Origin of the sequence: Enterobacter cloacae complex sp. IR53041 (genome assembly GCF_049238285.1) — a bacterium.
GTDB classification, from domain to species: Bacteria; Pseudomonadota; Gammaproteobacteria; order Enterobacterales; family Enterobacteriaceae; genus Enterobacter; species Enterobacter roggenkampii.
The window spans coordinates 15709-38182 of record NZ_JBMKHB010000040.1 but is presented as its reverse complement, the minus strand read 5'-3'; the positions used below and the strand labels follow the sequence as shown (position 1 = coordinate 38182).

At 53.3% G+C, this 22474-nt stretch carries 18 protein-coding genes, 1 tRNA gene and 1 pseudogene; 13 read left to right on the top strand and 7 right to left on the bottom strand.

Going from position 1 to position 22474, the window contains the following annotated elements; genetic code table 11:
* Both ACOTXF_RS21140 and ACOTXF_RS21135 read left to right on the top strand, forming a co-directional pair.
* Nucleotides 1-80: IS1 family transposase (locus tag ACOTXF_RS21140; protein ID WP_001401901.1), on the top strand; the 80-nt coding region annotated here is incomplete at its 5' end.
* Nucleotides 81-180: 100 nt separating this feature from the next.
* The gene (locus tag ACOTXF_RS21135) at nucleotides 181-561 is read left to right on the top strand and encodes a helix-turn-helix domain-containing protein (protein WP_232927293.1); all 381 of its coding nucleotides are present in this window, start codon (nucleotides 181-183) and stop codon (nucleotides 559-561) included.
* 48 nt (nucleotides 562-609) lie between these two features.
* Here ACOTXF_RS21135 and ACOTXF_RS21130 read toward each other — a convergent pair whose 3' ends face one another.
* Complete coding sequence (locus tag ACOTXF_RS21130) at nucleotides 610-1125, bottom strand: hypothetical protein (RefSeq protein WP_232927295.1); 516 nt, start codon at nucleotides 1123-1125, stop codon at nucleotides 610-612.
* 266 nt (nucleotides 1126-1391) lie between these two features.
* Between ACOTXF_RS21130 and ACOTXF_RS21125 the strand changes: the two genes are divergently transcribed.
* The 3 genes from ACOTXF_RS21125 to ACOTXF_RS21115 all read left to right on the top strand — a co-directional run bounded on the left by ACOTXF_RS21125 (nucleotide 1392) and on the right by ACOTXF_RS21115 (nucleotide 3694).
* Complete coding sequence (locus ACOTXF_RS21125) at nucleotides 1392-1646, top strand: helix-turn-helix transcriptional regulator (RefSeq protein ID WP_023252385.1); 255 nt, start codon at nucleotides 1392-1394, stop codon at nucleotides 1644-1646.
* A gap of 91 nt (nucleotides 1647-1737) precedes the next feature.
* A complete protein-coding gene (locus tag ACOTXF_RS21120; RefSeq protein WP_232927297.1) occupies nucleotides 1738-2817 on the top strand; it encodes a hypothetical protein in 1080 nt (359 codons plus the stop codon).
* A 259-nt stretch (nucleotides 2818-3076) separates the two neighbouring features.
* Nucleotides 3077-3694, top strand: a complete 618-nt coding sequence (locus ACOTXF_RS21115) for a trimeric intracellular cation channel family protein (protein ID WP_023345196.1) — start codon at nucleotides 3077-3079, stop codon at nucleotides 3692-3694.
* A gap of 2 nt (nucleotides 3695-3696) precedes the next feature.
* Here ACOTXF_RS21115 and ligB read toward each other — a convergent pair.
* Nucleotides 3697-5365 (bottom strand): annotated as a pseudogene (gene ligB, locus ACOTXF_RS21110) (NAD-dependent DNA ligase LigB).
* A gap of 251 nt (nucleotides 5366-5616) precedes the next feature.
* Here ligB and gmk point away from each other — a divergent pair.
* Genes gmk through recG form a run of 5 tightly spaced genes read left to right on the top strand, consistent with a single transcriptional unit; the run spans nucleotide 5617 to nucleotide 11483 of the window.
* Complete coding sequence (gmk, locus tag ACOTXF_RS21105; RefSeq protein WP_008502674.1) at nucleotides 5617-6240, top strand: guanylate kinase; 624 nt, start codon at nucleotides 5617-5619, stop codon at nucleotides 6238-6240.
* Between the two features lie 54 nt (nucleotides 6241-6294).
* Complete coding sequence (rpoZ, locus tag ACOTXF_RS21100) at nucleotides 6295-6570, top strand: DNA-directed RNA polymerase subunit omega (RefSeq protein ID WP_000135058.1); 276 nt, start codon at nucleotides 6295-6297, stop codon at nucleotides 6568-6570.
* Between the two features lie 19 nt (nucleotides 6571-6589).
* Nucleotides 6590-8704 carry a bifunctional GTP diphosphokinase/guanosine-3',5'-bis pyrophosphate 3'-pyrophosphohydrolase gene (gene spoT, locus ACOTXF_RS21095; protein WP_008502673.1) on the top strand — a complete coding sequence of 705 codons (2115 nt, stop codon included), beginning with the start codon at nucleotides 6590-6592 and terminating at the stop codon, nucleotides 8702-8704.
* Nucleotides 8705-8708: 4 nt separating this feature from the next.
* Nucleotides 8709-9398: a tRNA (guanosine(18)-2'-O)-methyltransferase TrmH gene (gene trmH, locus ACOTXF_RS21090; protein WP_021242410.1), complete on the top strand. Its 690-nt coding sequence runs from the start codon at nucleotides 8709-8711 to the stop codon at nucleotides 9396-9398.
* A 3-nt stretch (nucleotides 9399-9401) separates the two neighbouring features.
* The gene (recG, locus tag ACOTXF_RS21085; protein ID WP_045406916.1) at nucleotides 9402-11483 is read left to right on the top strand and encodes an ATP-dependent DNA helicase RecG; all 2082 of its coding nucleotides are present in this window, start codon (nucleotides 9402-9404) and stop codon (nucleotides 11481-11483) included.
* Between the two features lie 2 nt (nucleotides 11484-11485).
* On the opposite strand, the gene gltS is transcribed toward recG, so the two are convergent.
* On the bottom strand, nucleotides 11486-12688 hold the full coding sequence (gltS, locus tag ACOTXF_RS21080; protein WP_045414831.1) for a sodium/glutamate symporter: 1203 nt from the start codon (nucleotides 12686-12688) through the stop codon (nucleotides 11486-11488).
* 225 nt (nucleotides 12689-12913) lie between these two features.
* Here gltS and xanP point away from each other — a divergent pair, with 225 nt between their 5' ends.
* Nucleotides 12914-14305, top strand: coding sequence for a xanthine/proton symporter XanP (xanP, locus tag ACOTXF_RS21075; RefSeq protein WP_008502668.1), 1392 nt, complete (start codon nucleotides 12914-12916; stop codon nucleotides 14303-14305).
* A gap of 119 nt (nucleotides 14306-14424) precedes the next feature.
* On the top strand, nucleotides 14425-16119 hold the full coding sequence (locus ACOTXF_RS21070) for an AsmA family protein (protein WP_232927299.1): 1695 nt from the start codon (nucleotides 14425-14427) through the stop codon (nucleotides 16117-16119).
* Between the two features lie 140 nt (nucleotides 16120-16259).
* Here ACOTXF_RS21070 and yicI read toward each other — a convergent pair whose 3' ends face one another.
* A complete protein-coding gene (gene yicI, locus ACOTXF_RS21065; protein ID WP_234115393.1) occupies nucleotides 16260-18578 on the bottom strand; it encodes an alpha-xylosidase in 2319 nt (772 codons plus the stop codon).
* 12 nt (nucleotides 18579-18590) lie between these two features.
* Nucleotides 18591-19982: a glycoside-pentoside-hexuronide family transporter gene (locus ACOTXF_RS21060; protein WP_150319639.1), complete on the bottom strand. Its 1392-nt coding sequence runs from the start codon at nucleotides 19980-19982 to the stop codon at nucleotides 18591-18593.
* A 289-nt stretch (nucleotides 19983-20271) separates the two neighbouring features.
* Here ACOTXF_RS21060 and ACOTXF_RS21055 point away from each other — a divergent pair.
* A tRNA-Sec gene (locus tag ACOTXF_RS21055) sits at nucleotides 20272-20366 on the top strand.
* Nucleotides 20367-20377: 11 nt separating this feature from the next.
* Here ACOTXF_RS21055 and ACOTXF_RS21050 read toward each other — a convergent pair.
* Together ACOTXF_RS21050 and ACOTXF_RS21045 are read right to left on the bottom strand one after the other, a co-directional pair.
* Nucleotides 20378-20737, bottom strand: coding sequence for a hypothetical protein (locus ACOTXF_RS21050; RefSeq protein WP_232927302.1), 360 nt, complete (start codon nucleotides 20735-20737; stop codon nucleotides 20378-20380).
* Nucleotides 20738-20781: 44 nt separating this feature from the next.
* Complete coding sequence (locus ACOTXF_RS21045; RefSeq protein WP_232927304.1) at nucleotides 20782-22371, bottom strand: AAA family ATPase; 1590 nt, start codon at nucleotides 22369-22371, stop codon at nucleotides 20782-20784.
* Nucleotides 22372-22474: the final 103 nt, after the last annotated feature.

Below are 22474 nucleotides of genomic sequence, written 5' to 3'. Positions count from 1 at the left end.
AGTCACTGTCGTTCTCAAAATCGGTGGAGCTGCATGACAAGGTCATCGGGCATTATCTGAACATAAAACACTATCAGTAAGTTGGAGTCATTACCTATAATCCATAGATAATGTTCATACAAGAGAAAAAAGGCCACAAACTTCCATCTATAGACATTTTAAGGAAGTGAAGAGCAGTATATGGCCCAGTTACCCTCAGATAGTGTAGACAAACAGGTAGGCCAACGCATTCAAATGCGTCGTAAAGAGCTGGGAATGACAGCCCAGCACTTAGCGGAGCTTGTTGATATATCCCACCAACAGCTTTCGCGTTATGAACGAGGAACAAACAAGATAAACGTAGCTCATCTTGTGAACATCGCCATCCAGCTTAATACACCTATTAGCTGGTTTTTCATTGATTGCTTCTCGACGTTAGATACTGAAGCCAAGAAGCAGCATGATTTCGTACCCGTAAAAGATTCTGATTTGAAAAGTCGTCTGGATAATATATGGCCTCGTCTGACACATGAGCAAAGACGAATATTGATTATGTTTCTTGATAAATACACCAAACAATAATGATAAATAACGGCTTTTTTAGCCTATAATTTTCAAAACAGACCATACTCATTCATCTTCATCTAAGATAGATAGCCGGTTAAGAAGAGTTTTTTCATTTAACAATTGCTTAATATGTCTCTTTTTCCAGTTAGTCCATTCATTATCTACAAATATCGAAAGAGGAGTACGGATTTTTTTCCCTCTGAAATGTTCAGCTATTTGAGAATCAGAAAGTCCTTTATCATTTTTAAGATGATCAACAACTTTATACAAATGATATAGCTCTTTGGCCGCTTGTGATTGGGGATCATATAACTGCCTCAACTTTTCTATACGAAGCAAATAAACTAAGGCCGAAGAATAGTTTTCTATGAGGTTGCGCATTTGAGGCTGTGGTCGTCTATGCCCCAAACTTTCACACAAATCAGCCAATTTCTCATAGTCAGCGCTATTAAGCCTGATTGAGATTTTATGCTCCCCTAATTCTTCCAGTCGTTCTTTACGTATATTTTGATACTCAATGTTCTTCTGACGTCGGACCGCCAGTTCGTCCCCTTTCAGACGCTTTTCCACTTTCGCCATAATCTTTATACCTCATATCTAAATCTGATGATCAGACTACTCCTCAGACGATAGCTGTCAAGATTTCAGTCTGATGATCAGACTTACAATCAAACATAGTCTGATCATCAGATTTCCATGTTTTCAGGCATCAAGAGCCATTTTAAGTGATTTTTAGTGAAGTCTGATGATCAGACAACTACTTTTAACGCAAAAATTTAGCGATTTTGGAAATCTGTAAAGGCGGTTTGCATCAATTGGATGCGTAAATCGAACAGGTTTTTACGATGAATGCTTCACGTCTGATCAAACTGAAAACAGTCCTTGAATACTGCGCTTTCTCACGGGCTACGCTCTATCGCCAAATCAAAGCAGGCCATTTCCCTGAACCTGTTCGCCTGACTGGCGGTTTGGAGGATGCAAACACCGCTTCTCGTTCAGTCGCATGGAGAGAGGAAGAAATACTGCAATGGATAGATAACCGCCAGAAAGTGCCGTTATCAGAAACAAGGAAAATTGAGCGGAAAAGTTCATCGCTCTAATAGCACGTTATATGCACATCTATATGGATAGTGATTATCTGATTCAATACTCACTATCCCATATCAATAGTTATTTCTGTAAGGGATACAAATGTTACTGAACAAACGCAATATAGATTTTTGTTATTCACTCGATGTTGGCAAAACTACCAAAGATAAACAGTTAAAAATGAGAACTGATAAACTCTGTGTTGTAAGTCGATTTGATAATGACGCAGAAATGAACGAAACATATGTCAGTCTGGAAAGTATGAATCATGCTAAATCCAAAAAATATCGTGTTCAATATATCCGAACCAATGAGGAAAAACCTTACCGTAAGGCATTACTGATCAGGGGAAAGAAGAAAAACTCACCAGTATTGTTGCGTATTGATTACTCCCCCATAAATCGTAACACAGGCGGAATACGTTTAGATTTTCGTCCACAACATATGACGCCTCAAAAAATAGATCATTTATTATCGTGGATAAACCGCCAATTAGGAGAAATATGTTATCAACTGCTGGCGCGAGCCTGGATTACGCAAATTGATGTCGCTCTCGATGTCTACAACTGCAAGTTAGATGATTACATATGGGGTTTGGAACGTTCAGGAAAGACAGCATATTTTAATAAAGAAGATGGTTTGCCGGGTATCAGGATAGGTAGTTATCGCTCTCTTTTACATTTTCTTTGCTACGGAAAAATAGACGCTAACAGCGGTAGAAAACTGGTATTTCAGGAAAGAGCCAAATTCATTAACATCAATTTTGATGAGTATCAGCAATTCCTGCGTATTGAAGCGAGGTACAGGCCAAATGCAACACCCACAAGCAAAAACGGTAATGTGTTGATGCTGGCCCATATTTTAGAGATGAGAAATCCTTTCGAGCGGCTCCGGGTCTATTCGAAAGATTTAGGGGATGCGCTATTGGACAGACGGTATCTTTACGCGCTCCCAAACGCTCCCAGCATCGCTGAAATGAAGCGCTACATGATGGATGCTATGCAATGCTCACGCTTGCCTCGCAAAGTCGATAGACTCATTGCAGAGTACGAGATAGAGCTGTTCGATAAACATACAGTCTGGATGCAGTGGTCACGCTGCGTTGCTCAATTAAGCGGCATTTTCAGTATAGCGTCTGTTTTCTGTGTACATAAGAGTGTACATACTGAAAATATGGAGTAGAGAAAACTCAATAAAATCAATAAATAAACACCATTACTCAATATTCAGATCCAGGCCTTATCGGGTGGTGTCGACAGCACCACCCATTATTATTTCTAATCCATTCCGGCACCTGATTTTGCAGGTCACCGCCTTTCATCAAGCTTATTCAACATCATTTGATAAAAATTTATAGGGCAAACGCAGTCGCCTTAGAAAAACTCAATCGTGATCTTGCGCACAAATCGCTAACCTCCCCCGCGTTCACACCGGAGGAAATATGCTGCTTCACATCCTTTATCTCATTGGCATCACCGCAGAAGCCATGACCGGCGCACTTGCTGCCGGACGTCGCCGTATGGACACCTTCGGCGTGATCATTATTGCTACAGCGACCGCGCTGGGCGGCGGCTCGGTACGCGATATTCTGCTGGGACATTATCCGCTTGGCTGGGTCAAACACCCTGAGTACGTCATTATCGTGGCGACAGCTGCCGTGTTAACCACCATAGTGGCACCCGTCATGCCCCATCTTCGCCGCCTGTTTTTAGTCCTTGACGCTTTAGGTCTGGTGGTTTTCTCGATTATCGGGGCGCAAATCGCGCTCGATATGGGGGAAGGACCTGTTATCGCTACCATTGCCGCCGTGGTCACGGGCGTATTCGGCGGTGTGCTGCGCGATATGTTCTGCAAGCGCATTCCACTGGTCTTTCAAAAAGAGCTGTATGCCGGTATCTCTTTTGCAGCAGCGGTACTCTATATCGCTCTGCAGCATTACGTTTCGAACCATGATGTGGTGGTCATCTCGACACTGCTGTTTGGCTTTACAGCCCGCATGCTGGCGCTGCGTCTGAAGCTCGGGCTGCCCGTTTTTCATTACAAACACAGCGCCCACTAGCTTCAGAACCCGTTGATGTGTTGTTCAGCGAGCCATTTCGTCAGCACATCAATCTGAGGCGCGTGCATCCAGTTAACGATTTGTCGCGCTTTCTCCTCTCCCGTTCCCGGCAGGCTTTGCCAGTCCTTTGCGTTACGTTCGCTCAACGTCTGCCAGGTTACGTTCCCCATCGCCTTCAGCGAAGCCTGTGTCAGCGGAACACCCAATGCCATGAGCCAGCGGATAAATGGCTTCTCGCGCACCAGATTAAATCGATGCCAGAGCGCCAGCACGCGCGGAGGAAAAGCCAGGCGTAGCCTGCATTTGCGCCTGCGTTAATAACAGCCACGAAAAGAGGTGTTCAAAATGATGTGCCTGCCAGAGGGTGCGCCAGCCTGACTCGCCTAATCCTTCAATATCAAGTACCTGCTTTGAGCTGAGCCAGGTCAGTCGGGCAAAGAACTGTTCCATACATTCCGGAGAAGCATAGAAACAGCTCAGCGGATGATAACGCGAGGCTGGAGGCTCGGGTTTATGTCTGTCCGTCCCGCGCCAGACCACCTTATCAAACCGGGGAATACCCTGCCCGGCCAGGCTGACCTGGATCTGATCACCTGAGGCAATATCCAGCCTCTGCCAGCGCTCCACCGAGCCCAGACTCACCCGCCGTACCTGTTTATCGTCCAATTGCACAGGTTCCAGTGCGGCTACAACGGACATTTTGCCCGTTCGCCCCACGGAAAAATGAATATCACTCACCTCGGTCACCTGGGCTGCAGGCGCATATTTCCACGCAACCAGCCAGTTGCCTTCGCCCGGTAACCAGCCTTCCCCTGCGGGCGCATCCTCCGAACGCACCACAATGCCATCCGTGGCAAAGGGTAATCCGGTTACGTGCCAGGCGGCGCGCTGTTTCTCGACGGCATCAACAGAATCGGCGGGTAGCGTATACCGTGCCGACAGCGTAAAACCGGCCTGAGACAGCTCAGCTAAAGATGTCTGCATATCTTTCGGCCCATCCGGCCAGGCCCAGATGAACACGCCGATCTTGCTCAAAACTGAGTTATCCTTTTGCCGCATCATCGCCCCCGCCACCTTTGCGCGAGCGTTCATCCCGCCCATCTGCCGCTGAATGTGATTGTCGCTTAGCCAGAAAAGCTCGCCCTGTAAGACGCTGTTCGCGAGCTTGCCGGTGAGCTTTTGCGGAATAGTCGGGATCAAACGCACCTTCCCGGTCCAGTCTTCCCCTTTCAGGCCATCACCACGACTGATGGCTTGGGTTAACGTTCCGTCACGATAGACCAGCGTTACCGCCACACCGTCAACTTTGGGCTGCATCCACAGATGCTGCCGCGCACGCATCCACTGTCTCAACTCCTCTTTGCTGGCCACTTTATGTACGCCCGTATGGGCAACAGGATGTTTTACGCTTCCCACCCGCGCAGGGAGTTTCTCCTCTGAAGGCTCACTGCCAAAACAGTGCTGCCACTGCATTAAGCGCCCGTTAAGCTGGTCGTAAACTTCGTCGTTGACCTCGCTCACGCCCTGCTTCCAGTAAGCGTCATCCCAGCGTTTGATTTGCGCGCTTAACGACGCCATCTCTTTCTCAGCTTTTGCCTGCGACCACACCGGGCACACCGCCGCGCCATAGCCACTCCACAAGAGCATTAACCCGCTTATCCATCGCCACATTGCTACTCCTCCTTTGTGTTGCAGGAGGTATATCCCGATGCCTGAAACAACGCTAACGGCAACGACTCACAATGCGAGACGCTATCCGGTATTTCTTTGGGTTGCTGAAAACCCCATATAAAACCTGAAAACGGCACGCAAAATTCAATAATCCAGGGGAAAAAGTGTGACAAAGGCTACGTCACACGGCAGTGACGTGTATAATAAGCCCGTATGTAGGACTTCTTCGTTAACACATACAAAAGACTCTCATGGCTCAAGGCACGCTTTATATTGTTTCTGCCCCTAGTGGCGCGGGTAAATCCAGCCTTATTCAGGCACTGTTAAAAACCCAACCGTTGTACGACACACAGGTTTCTGTTTCTCACACCACGCGTCAACCGCGTCCGGGTGAAGTGCACGGCGAACACTATTTCTTTGTGGATCACGACGAGTTCAGAGCGATGATCGGCAGAGACGCGTTTCTTGAACATGCGGAAGTATTCGGTAATTACTACGGTACCTCGCGTGAAACCATTGAGCAGGTTCTGGCCACGGGCGTGAATGTGTTCCTGGATATCGACTGGCAGGGTGCACAGCAAATTCGCAAGAAAATGCCTGACTCGCGCAGTATCTTTATTTTACCGCCATCGAAAGATGAGCTGGATCGCCGCCTGCGTGGCCGCGGTCAGGACAGCGAAGAAGTCATCGCAAAGCGTATGGAACAGGCTGTTGCAGAAATGAGCCATTACGCGGAATATGATTACCTTATTGTGAATGATGATTTTGATGCCGCACTGAGCGATCTCAAAACCATTCTTCGTGCAGAACGTCTGCGTATGAGCCGCCAGAAGCAGCGACATGACGCATTAATCACCAAACTGTTGGCAGACTGAACCCACTTTCAGTATCATGCCCAGTCATTTCTTCACCTGTGGAGCATTTTAAGTATGGCACGCGTAACTGTTCAGGACGCTGTAGAGAAAATTGGTAACCGTTTTGACCTGGTGCTGGTCGCCGCGCGTCGCGCTCGTCAGATGCAGGTAGGCGGTAAAGATCCGCTGGTACCGGAAGAAAACGATAAAACCACCGTTATTGCACTTCGCGAAATCGAAGAAGGTCTGATCAACAACCAGATCCTCGACGTGCGTGAGCGCCAGGAGCAGCAAGAGCAGGAAGCCGCAGAACTGCAGGCCGTAACCGCTATTGCTGAAGGTCGTCGTTAATTAAACCTGCGGGTCGCCCTTGTATCTGTTTGAAAGCCTGAATCAACTGATTCAAATCTACCTGCCTGAAGACCAGATTAAGCGTCTTCAGCAGGCGTATCTCGTTGCACGTGACGCTCACGAGGGCCAGACACGTTCAAGCGGTGAACCCTACATCACGCACCCGGTAGCGGTGGCCTGTATTCTGGCCGAGATGAAACTCGACTACGAAACGCTGATGGCCGCGCTGCTGCACGACGTGATTGAAGATACCCCTGCCACTTACCAGGACATGGAACAGCTGTTTGGCAAAAGCGTTGCCGAACTGGTGGAAGGGGTCTCTAAGCTTGATAAGCTGAATTTCCGCGACAAGAAAGAGGCGCAAGCCGAAAACTTCCGCAAAATGATTATGGCGATGGTGCAGGATATCCGCGTCATTCTCATCAAACTCGCTGACCGCACCCACAACATGCGCACGCTGGGCTCACTTCGCCCGGATAAACGTCGCCGCATTGCCCGTGAAACCCTCGAAATCTACAGTCCGCTGGCGCACCGTTTAGGTATTCACCACATTAAAACCGAGCTGGAAGAGCTGGGTTTTGAAGCGTTGTACCCGAACCGCTATCGCGTGATTAAAGAGGTGGTGAAAGCCGCACGCGGCAACCGTAAGGAGATGATTCAAAAAATCCTCTCTGAAATCGAAGGGCGCTTGCAGGAAGCGGGAATTCCGTGCCGCGTCAGCGGTCGCGAGAAACACCTGTACTCCATCTACTGCAAAATGGTGCTCAAGGAGCAGCGTTTTCACTCGATCATGGATATCTACGCCTTCCGCGTCATTGTCCATGACTCGGACACCTGCTATCGCGTGCTGGGGCAGATGCACAGCCTCTACAAGCCGCGTCCGGGGCGGATGAAAGATTACATCGCCATTCCAAAAGCGAACGGCTATCAATCTTTGCACACCTCGATGATCGGGCCGCACGGCGTGCCTGTTGAGGTGCAAATTCGCACCGAAGACATGGACCAGATGGCAGAGATGGGTGTTGCCGCGCACTGGGCCTATAAAGAGCACGGTGGCGAAAGCAGCACGACCGCACAAATCCGCGCCCAGCGCTGGATGCAGAGCCTGCTGGAACTTCAGCAGAGTGCGGGCAGCTCGTTTGAATTTATCGAGAGCGTGAAATCCGATCTCTTCCCGGATGAGATTTACGTTTTCACCCCCGAAGGTCGCATTGTCGAACTGCCTGCGGGCGCAACGCCGGTCGACTTCGCTTACGCCGTGCATACCGATATCGGCCATGCCTGCGTGGGCGCGCGCGTCGACAGACAACCTTACCCGCTGTCTCAGCCGCTCGCCAGCGGCCAGACGGTGGAAATTATTACCGCGCCGGGCGCACGTCCGAACGCGGCCTGGCTGAACTTTGTCGTGAGCTCCAAAGCGCGCGCTAAAATCCGTCAGCTGCTGAAAAATCTCAAGCGTGATGATTCCGTCAGCCTGGGGCGTCGTCTGCTCAACCACGCGTTGGGCGGCAGTCGTAAGCTGGCTGAGATCCCACCGGAGCATATCCAGCGCGAGCTCGACCGTATGAAGCTCACGTCTCTTGACGATTTGCTGGCGGAAATTGGTCTGGGCAACGCCATGAGCGTCGTGGTGGCGAAAAACCTGCAGCAGGGCGAAGCAATACCTTCTGCGCCAGGCGCATCCGGCCATGCTCATCTGCCAATCAAAGGCGCGGACGGGGTGCTGATCACCTTCGCAAAATGTTGCCGTCCAATTCCAGGCGACCCGATTATTGCGCACGTCAGCCCAGGTAAAGGGCTGGTTATCCACCACGAATCCTGTCGTAACATTCGCGGCTACCAGAAAGAAGCCGAGAAGTTTATGGCGGTCGAGTGGGATAAAGAGACGGCGCAGGAATTTATCACCGAGATTAAGGTGGATATGTTCAACCACCAGGGTGCCCTGGCGAACCTGACGGCAGCGATCAACACGGCCTCTTCCAATATTCAAAGCCTGAATACGGAAGAAAAAGATGGCCGCGTGTACAGCGCCTTTATTCGTCTGACCGCCCGCGACCGCGTGCATCTGGCGAATATCATGCGCAAGATCCGCGTCATGCCGGACGTGATTAAAGTCACCCGTAACCGAAACTAGTGGTATGAATTCACAACGTTACGCGCGGATATGCGAAATGCTCGCCAGGCGTCAGCCTGACCTGACGGTCTGCATGGAGCAGGTCCATAAGCCGCATAACGTCTCTGCTATCGTCCGTACCGCCGATGCCGTCGGTGTGCATGAAGTGCACGCCGTCTGGCCGGGTCACCGGATGCGCACCATGGTCTCGGCGGCGGCAGGCAGTAACAGCTGGGTTTCCGTCAAATCTCACCAGACAATTGGCGATGCCGTTTCGCACCTGAAAGGGCGCGGGATGCAAATCCTTGCCACTAACCTGTCCGCTAAAGCCGTGGATTTTCGCGAGATCGACTACACTCGCCCGACCTGCATTTTGATGGGTCAGGAGAAAACCGGGATCTCACAGGAAGCGCTGGATCTGGCGGATCGGGACATCATCATTCCGATGATCGGCATGGTCCAGTCTCTCAATGTCTCCGTGGCGTCCGCGCTCATTCTGTATGAAGCGCAGCGCCAGCGTCAGAACGCCGGCATGTACGAGCGTAGCAACAGTATGCTGCCGGAAGATGAACAGCAGCGCCTGCTGTTTGAAGGCGGTTATCCGGTGCTGGCTCGCGTTGCGAAGCAGAAAAAATTGCCTTACCCCCACGTCAACGCGCAGGGCGAAATTGAAGCCGATGCCGAGTGGTGGGCCACCATGCAGTACGCCGGGTAAGCGATGAAAGGCCGCCTGCTGGATGCTATCCCGCTCAACAGCCTGACGGGCGTGGGCGCGGCGCAAAGCAGTAAGTTGGCCAAAATTGGCCTGCACACCGTGCAGGATCTCCTGCTTCACCTCCCCCTGCGTTATGAAGACCGCACCCAGCTTTATAAGATTGGCGATCTCCTTCCCGCCATTTACGCCACCGTTGAAGGCGAAGTCCTGAACTGCAACATCACCTTCGGCGGACGCCGGATGATGACCTGCCAGATCAGCGACGGCACCGGCATTCTCACCATGCGTTTCTTCAACTTCAGCGCGGCGATGAAAAACAGCCTGGCGACAGGCCGCAGAGTACTGGCCTATGGTGAAGCCAAACGCGGGAAATACGGCGCAGAGATGATCCACCCCGAGTACCGCGTGCAGGGCGATCTCAGCACGCCGGAACTGCAGGAGACGCTCACCCCGGTTTACCCGACGACCGAAGGCATCAAGCAGGCGACGCTGCGCAAGCTTACCGATCAGGCGCTGGAGCTGCTGGACACCTGCGCCATTACCGAGCTGCTGCCACCCGAGCTGGCGCAGGGCATGATGAGCCTTCCCGAAGCGCTGCGTACCCTGCACCGCCCGCCGCCAACGTTGCAGCTCAGCGACCTGGAAAGCGGCAAACACCCTGCCCAACAGCGTCTTATCCTTGAGGAATTACTGGCCCATAACCTGAGCATGCTGGCGCTTCGCGCTGGCGCGCAGCGTTTCCACGCTCAGCCGTTAAGCCAGAATGATGCGCTCAAAGATAAGCTGCTGGCCTCTCTGCCGTTTAAACCCACCGGTGCGCAGGCGCGCGTCACCGCCGAGATTGAACGCGATATGGCGCTCGACGTGCCGATGATGCGCCTGGTACAGGGCGATGTAGGCTCCGGTAAAACGCTGGTTGCCGCCCTTGCAGCCCTGCGCGCCATTGCCCACGGTAAACAGGTCGCGTTAATGGCGCCGACCGAGCTGCTGGCGGAACAACACGCCAACAATTTCCGCGCCTGGTTCGCGCCGCTGGGGATTGAAGTGGGCTGGCTGGCAGGAAAACAAAAGGGCAAGGCGCGCCTTGCGCAGCAGGAAGCCATCGCCAGCGGGCAGGTGCAGATGATTGTCGGCACGCACGCTATCTTCCAGGAGCAGGTGCAGTTCAACGGCCTTGCGCTGGTGATTATCGATGAACAGCATCGCTTCGGCGTGCATCAGCGTCTGGCGCTGTGGGAAAAGGGACTGCAGCAGGGCTTCCACCCGCATCAGCTGATTATGACCGCCACGCCGATCCCGCGCACGCTCGCGATGACGGCTTACGCCGATCTGGATACCTCCACCATCGACGAACTCCCCCCGGGCCGTACGCCGGTCACGACGGTTGCCATTCCTGACACGCGTCGCAGCGATATCATCGACCGCGTGCGCAACGCCTGCACCCACGAAGGGCGTCAGGCCTACTGGGTTTGTACCCTGATTGAAGAGTCGGAACTGCTGGAAGCGCAGGCTGCCGAAGCCACGTGGGAAGAGTTAAAGCTCGCCCTGCCGGAGCTTAACGTGGGTCTGGTTCACGGACGCATGAAGCCCGCTGAAAAGCAGGCGGTGATGCAGTCGTTCAAACAGGGCGAGCTGCATTTGCTGGTCGCGACCACGGTCATCGAAGTGGGCGTGGATGTGCCGAACTCCAGCCTGATGATTATCGAAAACCCGGAGCGCCTGGGCCTTGCCCAGCTCCACCAGCTTCGCGGGCGCGTCGGCCGTGGCGCGGTAGCGTCCCACTGCGTCCTGCTCTACAAAGCGCCGCTCTCGAAAACCGCCCAGATGCGTTTGCAGGTGCTGCGCGACAGCAACGACGGTTTTGTGATTGCGCAAAAAGACCTGGAGATCCGCGGCCCCGGTGAACTGCTGGGCACGCGTCAGACGGGGAATGCGGAATTCAAAGTCGCGGATTTGCTGCGCGATCAGGCCATGATCCCCGAGGTTCAGCGACTCGCCCGCCACATTCATGAACGCTACCCCGAGCAGGCGGCAGCGTTAATTGAGCGCTGGATGCCGGAAACCGAACGCTATTCCAACGCCTGATTTCAGGCGAACATCGGCAGCATCAGGTACAGCTTAATCACCAGCGCGTTGACGATATCAATAAAGAACGCCCCGACCATCGGGACCACCAGAAACGCCATGTGCGATGGCCCGAAGCGTTCGGTGATCGCCTGCATATTGGCGATAGCCGTCGGGGTGGCCCCCAGGCCAAACCCGCAGTGACCCGCCGCCAGCACCGCCGCATCGTAGTTTTTGCCCATCATCCGCCAGGTGACAAACATGGCGTACAGCGCCATAAACAGGGTCTGTACCGCCAGAATCGCCACCATTGGCAGCGCCAGCGAGGCCAGCTCCCACAGCTTGAGGCTCATCAGCGCCATCGCCAGGAACAGCGAGAGGCAGACGTTGCCAAGCACCGACACCGCCCGTTCAAACACGCGGTAGAAGCCCATCAGCGCCAGGCCGTTGCTCAGGATCACCCCGATAAACAGCACGCAGACAAACGTCGGCAGCTCAAACGCAGAGCCCTCCAGCCATTGCGCAACCACTTTGCCCACGGTGAGGCAGATGGCGATCATCGCGATGGTTTCAATCAGCACCAGCGAGGTAATACTGCGCCCAAAGTCAGGCTTTTCAAAGGCGGTCGGTACCAGCTCGTCGTCCGGTCTGCCGTCCGGCGTGGTGGAGTGCTTCACCAGATAGCGCGCCACCGGGCCGCCAATCAGGCCACCCAGCACCAGGCCAAAGGTGGCACAGGCCATCGCCACTTCCGTCGCGTTTTCAAAACCGTAGCGCTCGACGAACAATTTACTCCACGCCGCCCCGGTACCGTGACCGCCTGACAGCGTAATCGACCCTGCCAGCAGCCCCATCAGCGGATCCAGCCCCAGCAAGGTCGCCATGCCGATGCCAATCGCGTTTTGCATCAGCAGCAGCCCCACCACCACAATCAAAAATACGCCAAGCACCTTACCGCCCGCCCGCAGGCTTGCCAGGTTGGCGTTCAGGCCGATGGTGGCAAAGAAGGCCAGCATCAGCGGGTCTTTCAGGGACATGTCAAAATCGATTTCCCAGCCCATGCTTTTTTTGAGCACCAGCAGGGCCAGCGCCACCAGCAGGCCGCCAGCGACAGGTTCAGGAATGGTGTATTTTTTCAGAAGGGAAACGCTATGTACCAGCTTACGGCCAAGCAGTAACACCAGCGTTGCGGCAACAAGGGTCGACAACGTATCGAGATGAATCATAGAAGGCTCCTTTTTTGCGCGTGTTCCCTACACACGCGGCGTTATCCTGGGCCGGTTTGCGCTCTTCATGAGCTTCCGGCGCAAAAAGTGTAATTTTTTTTCCTCATCGGATGTAGAAAACCTGCTCACAGCGGCAGATTTTCTTGTCTTTTTTTGCTGGCAATCGTTTGCTTTTACCAGGTGGTCAGATAAAATGCCCGCTTTTCCACCGTGGGATTGCCGCCGATGTCCGTTAACACCATAGAATCGCCTGATGCGCAACCGATTGCGCAGAAGCAAAATAGCGAACTGATTTACCGCCTTGAAGACCGCCCGCCGCTGCCGCAGACGCTTTTCGCCGCCTGCCAGCATCTTCTGGCGATGTTTGTTGCGGTGATCACCCCGGCGCTGCTGATCTGTCAGGCGCTCGGTTTACCGGCGCAGGACACGCAGCACATCATCAGCATGTCTCTCTTCGCCTCCGGCGTGGCCTCGATTATCCAGATTAAAGCGTGGGGTCCGGTGGGGTCGGGTTTACTGTCTATTCAGGGCACCAGCTTTAACTTTGTGGCGCCGCTGATCATGGGCGGTACGGCCCTGAAAACCGGCGGTGCGGATGTCCCGACCATGATGGCGGCGCTGTTCGGCACGCTGATGCTGGCCAGCTGTACGGAGATGGTGATCTCCCGCGTTCTGCACCTGGCTCGCCGCGTTATCACCCCGCTGGTTTCCGGCGTCGTCGTGATGATTATCGGCCTGTCGCTGATTCAGGTGGGCCTCACCTCCATCGGCGGCGGCTATGCCGCCATGAGCGACCACACCTTCGGCGCGCCAAAAAACCTGCTGCTGGCGGGCGTCGTGCTGGCCATCATTATTCTGCTTAACCGCCAGCGTAACCCATACCTGCGCGTCGCCTCGCTGGTGATCGCCATGGCGGCAGGCTACCTGCTGGCGTGGGCGCTGGGCATGCTGCCGGAGAACACCGCGCCAGCCAACAGCGCGCTGATCACTGTCCCTACGCCGCTGTACTACGGTCTGGGCATTGACTGGGGCCTGCTCCTGCCGCTGATGCTGGTCTTTATGATCACCTCTCTGGAGACCATCGGCGACATCACCGCCACCTCCGACGTCTCCGAGCAGCCCGTTTCCGGCCCGCTGTACATGAAGCGCCTGAAAGGCGGCGTGCTGGCGAACGGTCTGAATTCGTTTGTCTCTGCGGTCTTCAATACCTTCCCGAACTCCTGCTTCGGTCAGAACAACGGCGTGATCCAGCTGACCGGCGTGGCCAGCCGCTATGTCGGCTTCGTGGTGGCGCTGATGCTGATCGTCCTCGGCTTGTTCCCGGCGGTGAGCGGCTTTGTGCAGCACATCCCTGAGCCGGTGCTGGGCGGTGCAACGCTGGTGATGTTCGGGACGATCGCGGCCTCCGGCGTGCGTATCGTCTCCCGCGAGCCGCTGAACCGCCGCGCAATCATGATTATTGCGCTGTCGCTGGCCGTCGGTCTGGGCGTTTCTCAGCAGCCGCTGATCCTGCAGTTTGCCCCGGACTGGGTGAAAAACCTGCTCTCTTCCGGCATTGCCGCGGGCGGTATCACCGCTATCGTGCTGAACCTCGTTTTCCCGCCTGAAAAGAACTGATCCCCTTCACGGCAGGCAGTCAATGTCTGCCGTGACATCTATTTACACCATTCCCGCCTTGAGGATTGCGCATAAATCGTGCATAACTCCCTTATGTGCGTTTTGCGGGATGGAAGACCATGAAATTTATTGGAAAGCTACTCGTCTATCTTCTGGTAGCCCTGCTCATTGTGATACTGGCGCTCTATATTCTGCTCCAGACCCGCTGGGGCGCGACTCAGGTCAGCAGCTGGGTAACGGTGAATACCGACTACGAGCTCAGTTTCGACAAGATGAATCACCGCTTTTCGTCACCATCCCACATCATTCTGGAAAACGTCACCTTCGGCCGGGACGGTAAACCCGCCTCGCTGGTGGCCAAAAAAGTGGATATCGGCCTCAGCAGCCGCCAGATAACCGATCCGCTGCACATGGACACCATCACCCTGTTCGACGGCACGCTGAATCTCTCCCCGCAGACCGCGCCGCTGCCCTTTCAGGCGGATCGCCTGCAGCTGAACAATATGGCCTTTAACAGCCCGAATACCGAATGGGATCTGAGCGCGCAGAAGGTGACGGGCGGCGTCAGCCCGTGGCAGCCGGAAGCGGGCAACGTGCTGGGTAATCACGCGCAGATCCAGATGAGCGCAGGCTCGCTAACCCTCAACGGCGTACCGGCCACCAACGTGCTGATTGAGGGCCAGCTCAACGGCAAGGAAGTGGTGCTGAATACGATTGGCGCCGATATGGCCCGGGGCTCGCTCACCGGCTCGGCCCTGCGCAACGCCGACGGGAGCTGGATTATCGACACGATGCGCCTGAACGAGATCCGCCTGCAGAGCGATAAAACGCTGACCGCGTTCTTCGCGCCGCTGGCCACTATCCCCTCTCTGCAGATTGGTCGTCTGGACGTGACCGACGCCCGGCTTCAGGGCCCGGACTGGGCGGTGACCGACCTCGATTTAAGCCTGCGCAACCTGACGCTGAGCAAAGGTGACTGGCAGAGCCAGGAAGGCCGCCTGTCGATGAACGCCAGCGAGTTTATCTACGGCTCGCTGCATCTTTTTGATCCGATCCTGAATGCGGAGTTTTCCCCGCAGGGCATGGCGCTGCGCCAGTTCACCTCCCGCTGGGAAGGCGGCATGGTGCGCACGTCCGGTAACTGGCTGCGCGACGGTAAAGCGCTGGTGCTGGACGATGTCGCCATTGCCGGGCTGGAGTATACCCTGCCGCAGAACTGGAAAACGCTGTGGATGGCGCCTCTGCCGGAATGGCTGAACAGCGTCACGCTGCAAAAATTCGGCCTGAGCCGTAACCTGGTGATCGACATCGATCCTGCCTTCCCGTGGCAGATCACCTCTCTGGACGGCTATGGCGCAAACCTGCAGCTGGTGAAAGATCGCCAGTGGGGCGTCTGGGGCGGCAGCGCAACCCTGAACGGCGCGGCGGCGACCTTTAACCGCGTGGATGTGCGCCGTCCGTCGCTGGCGCTGAATGCTAACGCCGCGACGGTGAACATTACCGACCTGAGCGCGTTTACCGAGAAAGGTATTCTGGAAGCCACGGCGACCGTTTCCCAGCTGCCGCAGCGGCAGACCGCGGTGAGCCTGAACGGGCGCGGCGTACCGCTCAATGTGCTGCCGCAGTGGGGCTGGCCTGCTTTGCCGATCACGGGCGACGGCAATATTCAGCTCACCGCCAGCGGCAGCGTGCAGGCGAATGCCCCGTTGAAGCCAACGGTGAACGGCAAGCTGAGCGCGGTGAATATGGATAAGCAGCAGGTAGAGCAGACGATGACGGGCGGCGTGGTGTCGGCGGTGGCGCCGGCACAGTAAAAAGCCGGGTGGCGGTTTCGCCTTACCCGGCCTACGAGGTTTTGGTTCCCTCTCCCTGTGGGAGAGGGTCAGGGTGAGGGCATCAGAGCGCATAATTACCGTAGGCCCGGTAAGCGAAGCGCCACCGGGCATTTTCCACCTCAGAGCTGAACCACCACCTCATTCCCTTCGGCTTTCACCACCACGCCCCATTCGCTGCCCGCCTGCGAACCGCCCTTCACGCCGCTCACCGTCTGCACGTTGCGCAAACACACCGACCAGTTTTGCGCGTCTCCCGTGCCGGTAAAGGTCACGATGTCGCCCTGACGCGATGCCTTCAGCGTAAACGCCACCGCGCCGTTCGCAGAAGGCACTTCGCTCACTGCCGTTGCGCCATCATCCAGGTTAAACAGCTGGAAGGCCGTCCCCTCGTGCCATGCGTAGTCGGGCTTCTGGTTATTATTGCCCAGCGCCAGCAGCGTGTTGTCGCGCACGTAGACCGGCAGGCTCATGAAATCGTGCTGCTGCTTATGCCAGCGGCTGCCCTGGATTTCGTCGTTGTGCCACAGGTGCGTCCAGCGGCCTTCCGGCAGGTAGAACTGCACGTCCCCCGCCTCGGAGAACACCGGAGCGACCATCAGGGCATCCCCCAGCATGTACTGACGGTCGAGGTAATCGCACGCCGGATCGTCCGGGAACTCCAGCATCATCGCCCGCAGCATCGGCGTGCCGAACTCGCGCGCCAGCGTCGCCTGACGGTACAGATACGGCATCAGCTTGCACTTGAGTTGCGTGAAGTGGCGCACCACGTCGCAGGACTCGTCATCGTACGCCCACGGCACGCGGTAGGATTTGCTGCCGTGCAGGCGGCTGTGGCTGGAGAACAGCCCGAACGCGCACCAGCGCTTGTAGACGTGCGCCGGGGCGGTGTTTTCGAACCCGCCGATATCGTGGCTCCAGAAACCGAAGCCGGACAGGCCAATCGACAGCCCGCCGCGCAGGCTTTCCGCCATTGATTCGTAGTTGGCGTAGCAGTCGCCGCCCCAGTGCACCGGGAACTGCTGCGCACCCACTGACGCCGAGCGAGCAAACAGCACCGCCTCTTCTTCCCCCACCGTCTCTTTCAGCACGTTCCACACCAGCTCGTTATAGATGTAGGCGTAGTGGTTGTGCATTTTCTGCGGATCGGACCCGTCGAACCACTGCACGTCCGTCGGTATACGCTCGCCGAAGTCGGTTTTGAAGCAGTCGACGCCAATGTCCACAAGGCCTTTCAGCTTGTCGGCATACCACCGGCACGCGTCCGGGTTGGTGAAGTCGTAAATCGCCAGCCCCGGCTGCCATTTGTCCCACTGCCACAGGGAGCCGTCAGGGCGCTTGAGTAGGTAGCCCTTCGCTTTCAGCTCCTGGAAGATCGGCGACTTCTGGCCAATGTACGGGTTAATCCACACGCAGACCTTCAGCCCTTTCTCCTTCAGGCGGCGGATCATTCCTTCAGGGTCCGGGAAGGTCACCGGATCCCATTCGAAGTCACACCACTGGAAGGCCTTCATCCAGAAGCAGTCGAAGTGGAAGACGTGCAGCGGCAGGTCGCGCTCGGCCATACCGTCGATAAAGCTGTTCACCGTCGCTTCGTCGTAGTTGGTAGTGAACGAGGTGGTGAGCCACAGGCCGAACGACCAGGCAGGCGGCAGCGCCGGACGCCCGGTGAACTGCGTATAGCGGTTCAGCACCTCTTTCGGCGTCGGGCCGTCGATCACGAAGTACTCGAGATATTCGCCTTCAACGCTGAACTGTACCTTAGAGACTTTCTCAGATCCCACTTCGAACGAGACATTTTCCGGGTGATTCACCAGCACGCCGTAGCCGCGGTTGGTCAGGTAGAACGGGATATTTTTATAGGACTGCTCAGTGCTGGTGCCGCCGTCGCGGTTCCAGGTCTCGACCATCTGGCCGTTGCGCACCAGCGCGGTGAAGCGCTCGCCCAGACCATAGACCGTTTCCCCCACGCCCAGATCCAGACGCTCAAAAACGTAATTGCGGTGGGTATTGCTGTCCTGCACGTAGCCGTTATTTTTCAGCTGGCTGCCGGTAATACGCTGGCCGTTGCGCAGGAAGTCCAGCGCCCAGAACTCGCCTTTGGTGACGCGCATGCTGACGCTGCCGCTTTTCAGCTCAGCAAATTCGGCGTTGTTTTCGATCTCAACCTTCACGTCTTTCAGGACGTTCAGCGGATAATGTGGACCGTTGTTCAGGGCGCCCTGGAAGTGCTCGATGCGCACCCCGACAATCCCTTCCTGTGGAGCAAACAGGCGCACCGTGAACATCAACGTGTCGAGTTGCCAGGTGCGTTCGCGCACGTCGCGCGGCGCCACATAAACCACCAGGTCATTGCCCTGCTGCTCCACGTCGAATACCTGCACCGGACAGGTCACGTTCAGACCCGGTTGAATAAGCCAGTTTCCATCACTGATTTTCATGCTCTCGTCCTCTTAGTTCTGCAATTCTTTGCTGGCCGGCAGGTTTTCAAACTCCTGCTGGTTGCGGCGCGCGCCCTGTGCCAGCTCGCCCAGGATTTTGGTCAGGAAGGGGGTTTTCAGCGTGTAGTAGCGTTTGGCGATAATGGCGCTCAGCACGTAGCAGACCGCCGGGGCCAGGGTGAACAGGCCGATAATGATGCTGATAGTCGCGCTGTTCTGGGTTTTGGCCGCCGCATCGTAGCCGCCGCCTGCCAGCATCCAGCCGATCATCGCCCCACCCAGCGCCAGACCCAACTTCAGCACGAACAGCGTGCCTGCAAAGCTGATGCCGGTCAGGCGCTTGCCGTTGGTCCATTCACCGTAGTCGACGGTATCGGACATCATGACCCACTGGATCGGCGTCACCAGCTGGTGCAGCACGCCGATGACGAAGATAAAGGCGAACATCACCACGGTGGCGTGCATCGGGACGAAGAACATCGCCACGCTGACCACCGCCAGCGCGGCGTTGGTCCACCAGAAGATGCTGACCTTGCACTTCCAGTCGGTGAGCGGTTTCGCCAGCGCGGAGCCAATCAGGTTGCCGACGCAGTAGGTGGTGAGGAACGCGACGAACACTTCCGGCGAGCCCATGATCCAGGTGCAGTAGTACATCATCGCGCCGCCGCGCACGCAGACGGCGAGGATGTTGAGGATGGTCAGCACGCCGACGATGCGCCACTGGTCGTTGTGCCAGATGTCGCGCAGGTCTTCCCGCATGGAGGTGGTGCTCGGCGGCACCTGGATGCGCTCTTTGGTGGTGAAGAAGCAGAACGCCAGCATCAGGAATGCGACCACCGACAGCACGGCAATCCCGCCCTGGAAGCCGAACGCCTTATCGTCGCCGCCAATCAGCTTCACCAGCGGCATCATCAGCACCGTAGAGAGCATGCCGCCCGCCGTCGCCAGCACAAAGCGCCAGGACTGAAGGGAGATACGCTGCGTCGGGTCACTGGTGATCACGCCGCCCAGCGCGCAGTAAGGAATGTTGACCACGGTATAGAGCAGGGTCAGCAGCGTGTAGGTCACGGCGGCATAAACCATTTTGCCGTTGAGGCTGAGGTCCGGCGTGGTGTAGGCCAGCACGCAGACGATGCCGAACGGGATGGCACCAAACAAAATCCACGGACGGAACTTGCCCCAGCGGCTGCGGGTGCGGTCGGCGATCAGCCCCATACACGGGTCGGAGATCGCATCCAGCGCGCGCGCCAGCAGGAACATGGTGCCGACAAACCCGGCGGGAATGCCGAAAATATCGGTGTAGAAAAACATCATGTACAACATGACGTTATCAAAAATGATGTGGCTGGCGGCGTCACCCATGCCGTAGCCAATCTTCTCTTTTACTGACAATACTTCGCTCATCTTTTTTTATCCTTCACGCTGTAGGGGGCGCTGAGACCGGTTACAGAGTTTTAAACCATTGTTTCAGGAGCGGGTATTGCGTTTTCTGATTAGCAGATTACGTTTCTTGTTTTTTGTGATCGCGGTAAATACTGGAGAGCACGAAAGGCTAACCTGAGGATTTTCTTAAGAATTAACTGAAACAGGGGGGTACAGGTCAAAAGAGAGGTGAAAAAAGTGGTGTGGGGTATGTGGTAAATGCCTGAAAGTAGCTATAATGCGCCCCGCCTCCATGTAGCAATGCAGGCGCGGAAGATCGTCATCTCCGGTGAGGTGGCTGGACTTCAAATCCAGTTGGGGACGCCAGCGTTCCCGGGCAGGTTCGACTCCTGTGATCTTCCGCCAAAAATGTCCATTTATTCCATTATGTTTTGTTCATCTCCATTCTCGAAGAAATCGATTATATCTGTGAGCCATTTATCGCATTTTCTTACCCTCAAATTATTTAGATCTTTAACATACATGTTTGATATTAATGATTTCATTCTTTGAGAAGTTAAATATTCATAAAATTCTTCTTTCTTTTCATACCCTTCAATTGATGTTGGTTTTAAAAAAGCAACACCACCGCTTAGATTAACAAAATCCATCTCTTCATTTAATTTGTAAAAACTTAAAAACTCATGTAGAATTTCATCTTGCTCTTTAATTTTGTGAAGCACGTCCCAAAAAATTGCAGGATCAAGCAAATCTTCAATTTCAGTATTAATCCCCATAGTAGACGCAATTGAAATTAGACCACTTTCGTCATTATTTAAACTTAACCTAAAAAGCCGAGTTTATTTTTATAATTACTCTTCTTATAGCCGTCAATACGAATTACATTCTTATCGTCTGTATCAATGAGGCACATAACTTTGCCTTTGATTTCTTTGTTTTCTTGTGAGTCAGAAAATGGAACCTGAAGAAAATCAAATATTTTTTTAATATTTCCACACCCATTAAATGGTAATATATATAAATTATTAACTCTATTTTCTAAATAGCGTTTGAGATATAAGTAATCCTCTGTTCCTTCACAAAATATCCAGTTATAACTTTTCTTCTTAAGAAGAGTCAGCATGGACGCCATCAAATCAAAGTAGCTTCTAATTTCTATAGAATTTGGGAAAGCGCGTCTACTTTCTTGAAGATTATTTAATGGAAAACTTTCTATTTTTAAATTTTCACTCTTACAAACAAAATGTAATGAACCCTCAATAGGTCTCAAGACCAAACCATACCAATGTGTTGTAACAAATATTTGTCGACCATATTTTTCAGATAATTCGATCAAGCTACAAAACTGCTCAAAACGATGTGCAGATTCCAGAGAAACTTCAGGCTCATCAATCGCCAATATTACTTCTTTTTCTTTTTCCTCCTTGGTTGATAGTAAGGTTGTTGCAATATCAATTAAAGCCAAGCGTTGCTCACCAGAACTTAAGTTATTGATACTTTTAGAATTTTTTGATAAAGGCCTAAGTGAGAAATATTTAACGAAAATTGAGTCAAGTATATCTGTAGGTTTTATAGGTCTTTTAATTGCTCCTTTATATTCGAATTTATAACCTTCAGGTATTTTTTTATTTAAACTTTCAATGTAGGATTCTAACTTCTGATTGATTAAATCTATAACGCTATATTTTAATGGTTTTTTGCGAGGCCTCCCTGGCTTAAGAATTGGGTTTTCTTTTGACGGTAATGAATGATCTTTAGATGAAAGTAATTGCCTAATCTCATCTGACACGGTTTTATCCATCATTCCTTGCATCTCTTGCGCCTGCAAAGAAAGTACATCACTTATCTTGTTTTCAACAGGAAGATATATGTAACGATATCTTTCTAAAATCCTTTTAAATATACTTATTATTTTATCTTTAGATACACCATCTTTTTTTGTTGCACTACTAATTTTATTATGGAACGTCGTAGTAAGCAGTATATTACCTTCATAATCTTTGCCTATCGCTATGAGATAATAATCGCTTGGGTGATACCATTCCTTTAGCTTGTTTCTATATTTTATGAAACTTTTTGTGACTTCATTCGCTGGCATCTCATTAAAATGATGCTCCCAAAAATAGTGGGAAATCCTTGCCATTTGAGGATCATCATCATCCCAATTTGATTTTTTTATTAAAAATAAAGGGAAAATATGTGCACTATCTTTCTTTTGGCCTACTGTATAAGCCCATTCCTTACTATCTATGTTATTCATCAAACAATGAATACTTTCTAGTATAGTTGATTTACCGGCTCCATTATCACCAGCAAAAATAGACATCCTATCTTTTTCAGATGTGACAAATGGGATAAAATTCATGTTTTTATAAATTTTAAAATTTCTTAAAAAAAGTCCTACAATCATATAAATTCTTCCATTGTGAAATTTATTAAATTGCTGTTAAGTGTGCGTAATTAATATCAAGCTTAGGGAAGGTGCGAACAAGTTCCTGATATGAGATCATCAT

Bases quoted from the DNA above. Each gene is read 5' to 3' on its own strand.
- ACOTXF_RS21135 (WP_232927293.1), top strand. From the start codon at position 181: ATGGCCCAGTTACCCTCAGATAGTGTAGACAAACAGGTAGGCCAACGC.
- ACOTXF_RS21130 (WP_232927295.1), bottom strand. From the start codon at position 1,125: ATGGCGAAAGTGGAAAAGCGTCTGAAAGGGGACGAACTGGCGGTCCGA.
- ACOTXF_RS21125 (WP_023252385.1), top strand. From the start codon at position 1,392: ATGAATGCTTCACGTCTGATCAAACTGAAAACAGTCCTTGAATACTGC.
- ACOTXF_RS21120 (WP_232927297.1), top strand. From the start codon at position 1,738: ATGTTACTGAACAAACGCAATATAGATTTTTGTTATTCACTCGATGTT.
- ACOTXF_RS21115 (WP_023345196.1), top strand. From the start codon at position 3,077: ATGCTGCTTCACATCCTTTATCTCATTGGCATCACCGCAGAAGCCATG.
- gmk (WP_008502674.1), top strand. From the start codon at position 5,617: ATGGCTCAAGGCACGCTTTATATTGTTTCTGCCCCTAGTGGCGCGGGT.
- rpoZ (WP_000135058.1), top strand. From the start codon at position 6,295: ATGGCACGCGTAACTGTTCAGGACGCTGTAGAGAAAATTGGTAACCGT.
- trmH (WP_021242410.1), top strand. From the start codon at position 8,709: ATGAATTCACAACGTTACGCGCGGATATGCGAAATGCTCGCCAGGCGT.
- recG (WP_045406916.1), top strand. From the start codon at position 9,402: ATGAAAGGCCGCCTGCTGGATGCTATCCCGCTCAACAGCCTGACGGGC.
- gltS (WP_045414831.1), bottom strand. From the start codon at position 12,688: ATGATTCATCTCGATACGTTGTCGACCCTTGTTGCCGCAACGCTGGTG.
- xanP (WP_008502668.1), top strand. From the start codon at position 12,914: ATGTCCGTTAACACCATAGAATCGCCTGATGCGCAACCGATTGCGCAG.
- ACOTXF_RS21070 (WP_232927299.1), top strand. From the start codon at position 14,425: ATGAAATTTATTGGAAAGCTACTCGTCTATCTTCTGGTAGCCCTGCTC.
- yicI (WP_234115393.1), bottom strand. From the start codon at position 18,578: ATGAAAATCAGTGATGGAAACTGGCTTATTCAACCGGGTCTGAACGTG.
- ACOTXF_RS21060 (WP_150319639.1), bottom strand. From the start codon at position 19,982: ATGAGCGAAGTATTGTCAGTAAAAGAGAAGATTGGCTACGGCATGGGT.
- ACOTXF_RS21050 (WP_232927302.1), bottom strand. From the start codon at position 20,737: ATGGGGATTAATACTGAAATTGAAGATTTGCTTGATCCTGCAATTTTT.
- ACOTXF_RS21045 (WP_232927304.1), bottom strand. From the start codon at position 22,371: ATGATTGTAGGACTTTTTTTAAGAAATTTTAAAATTTATAAAAACATG.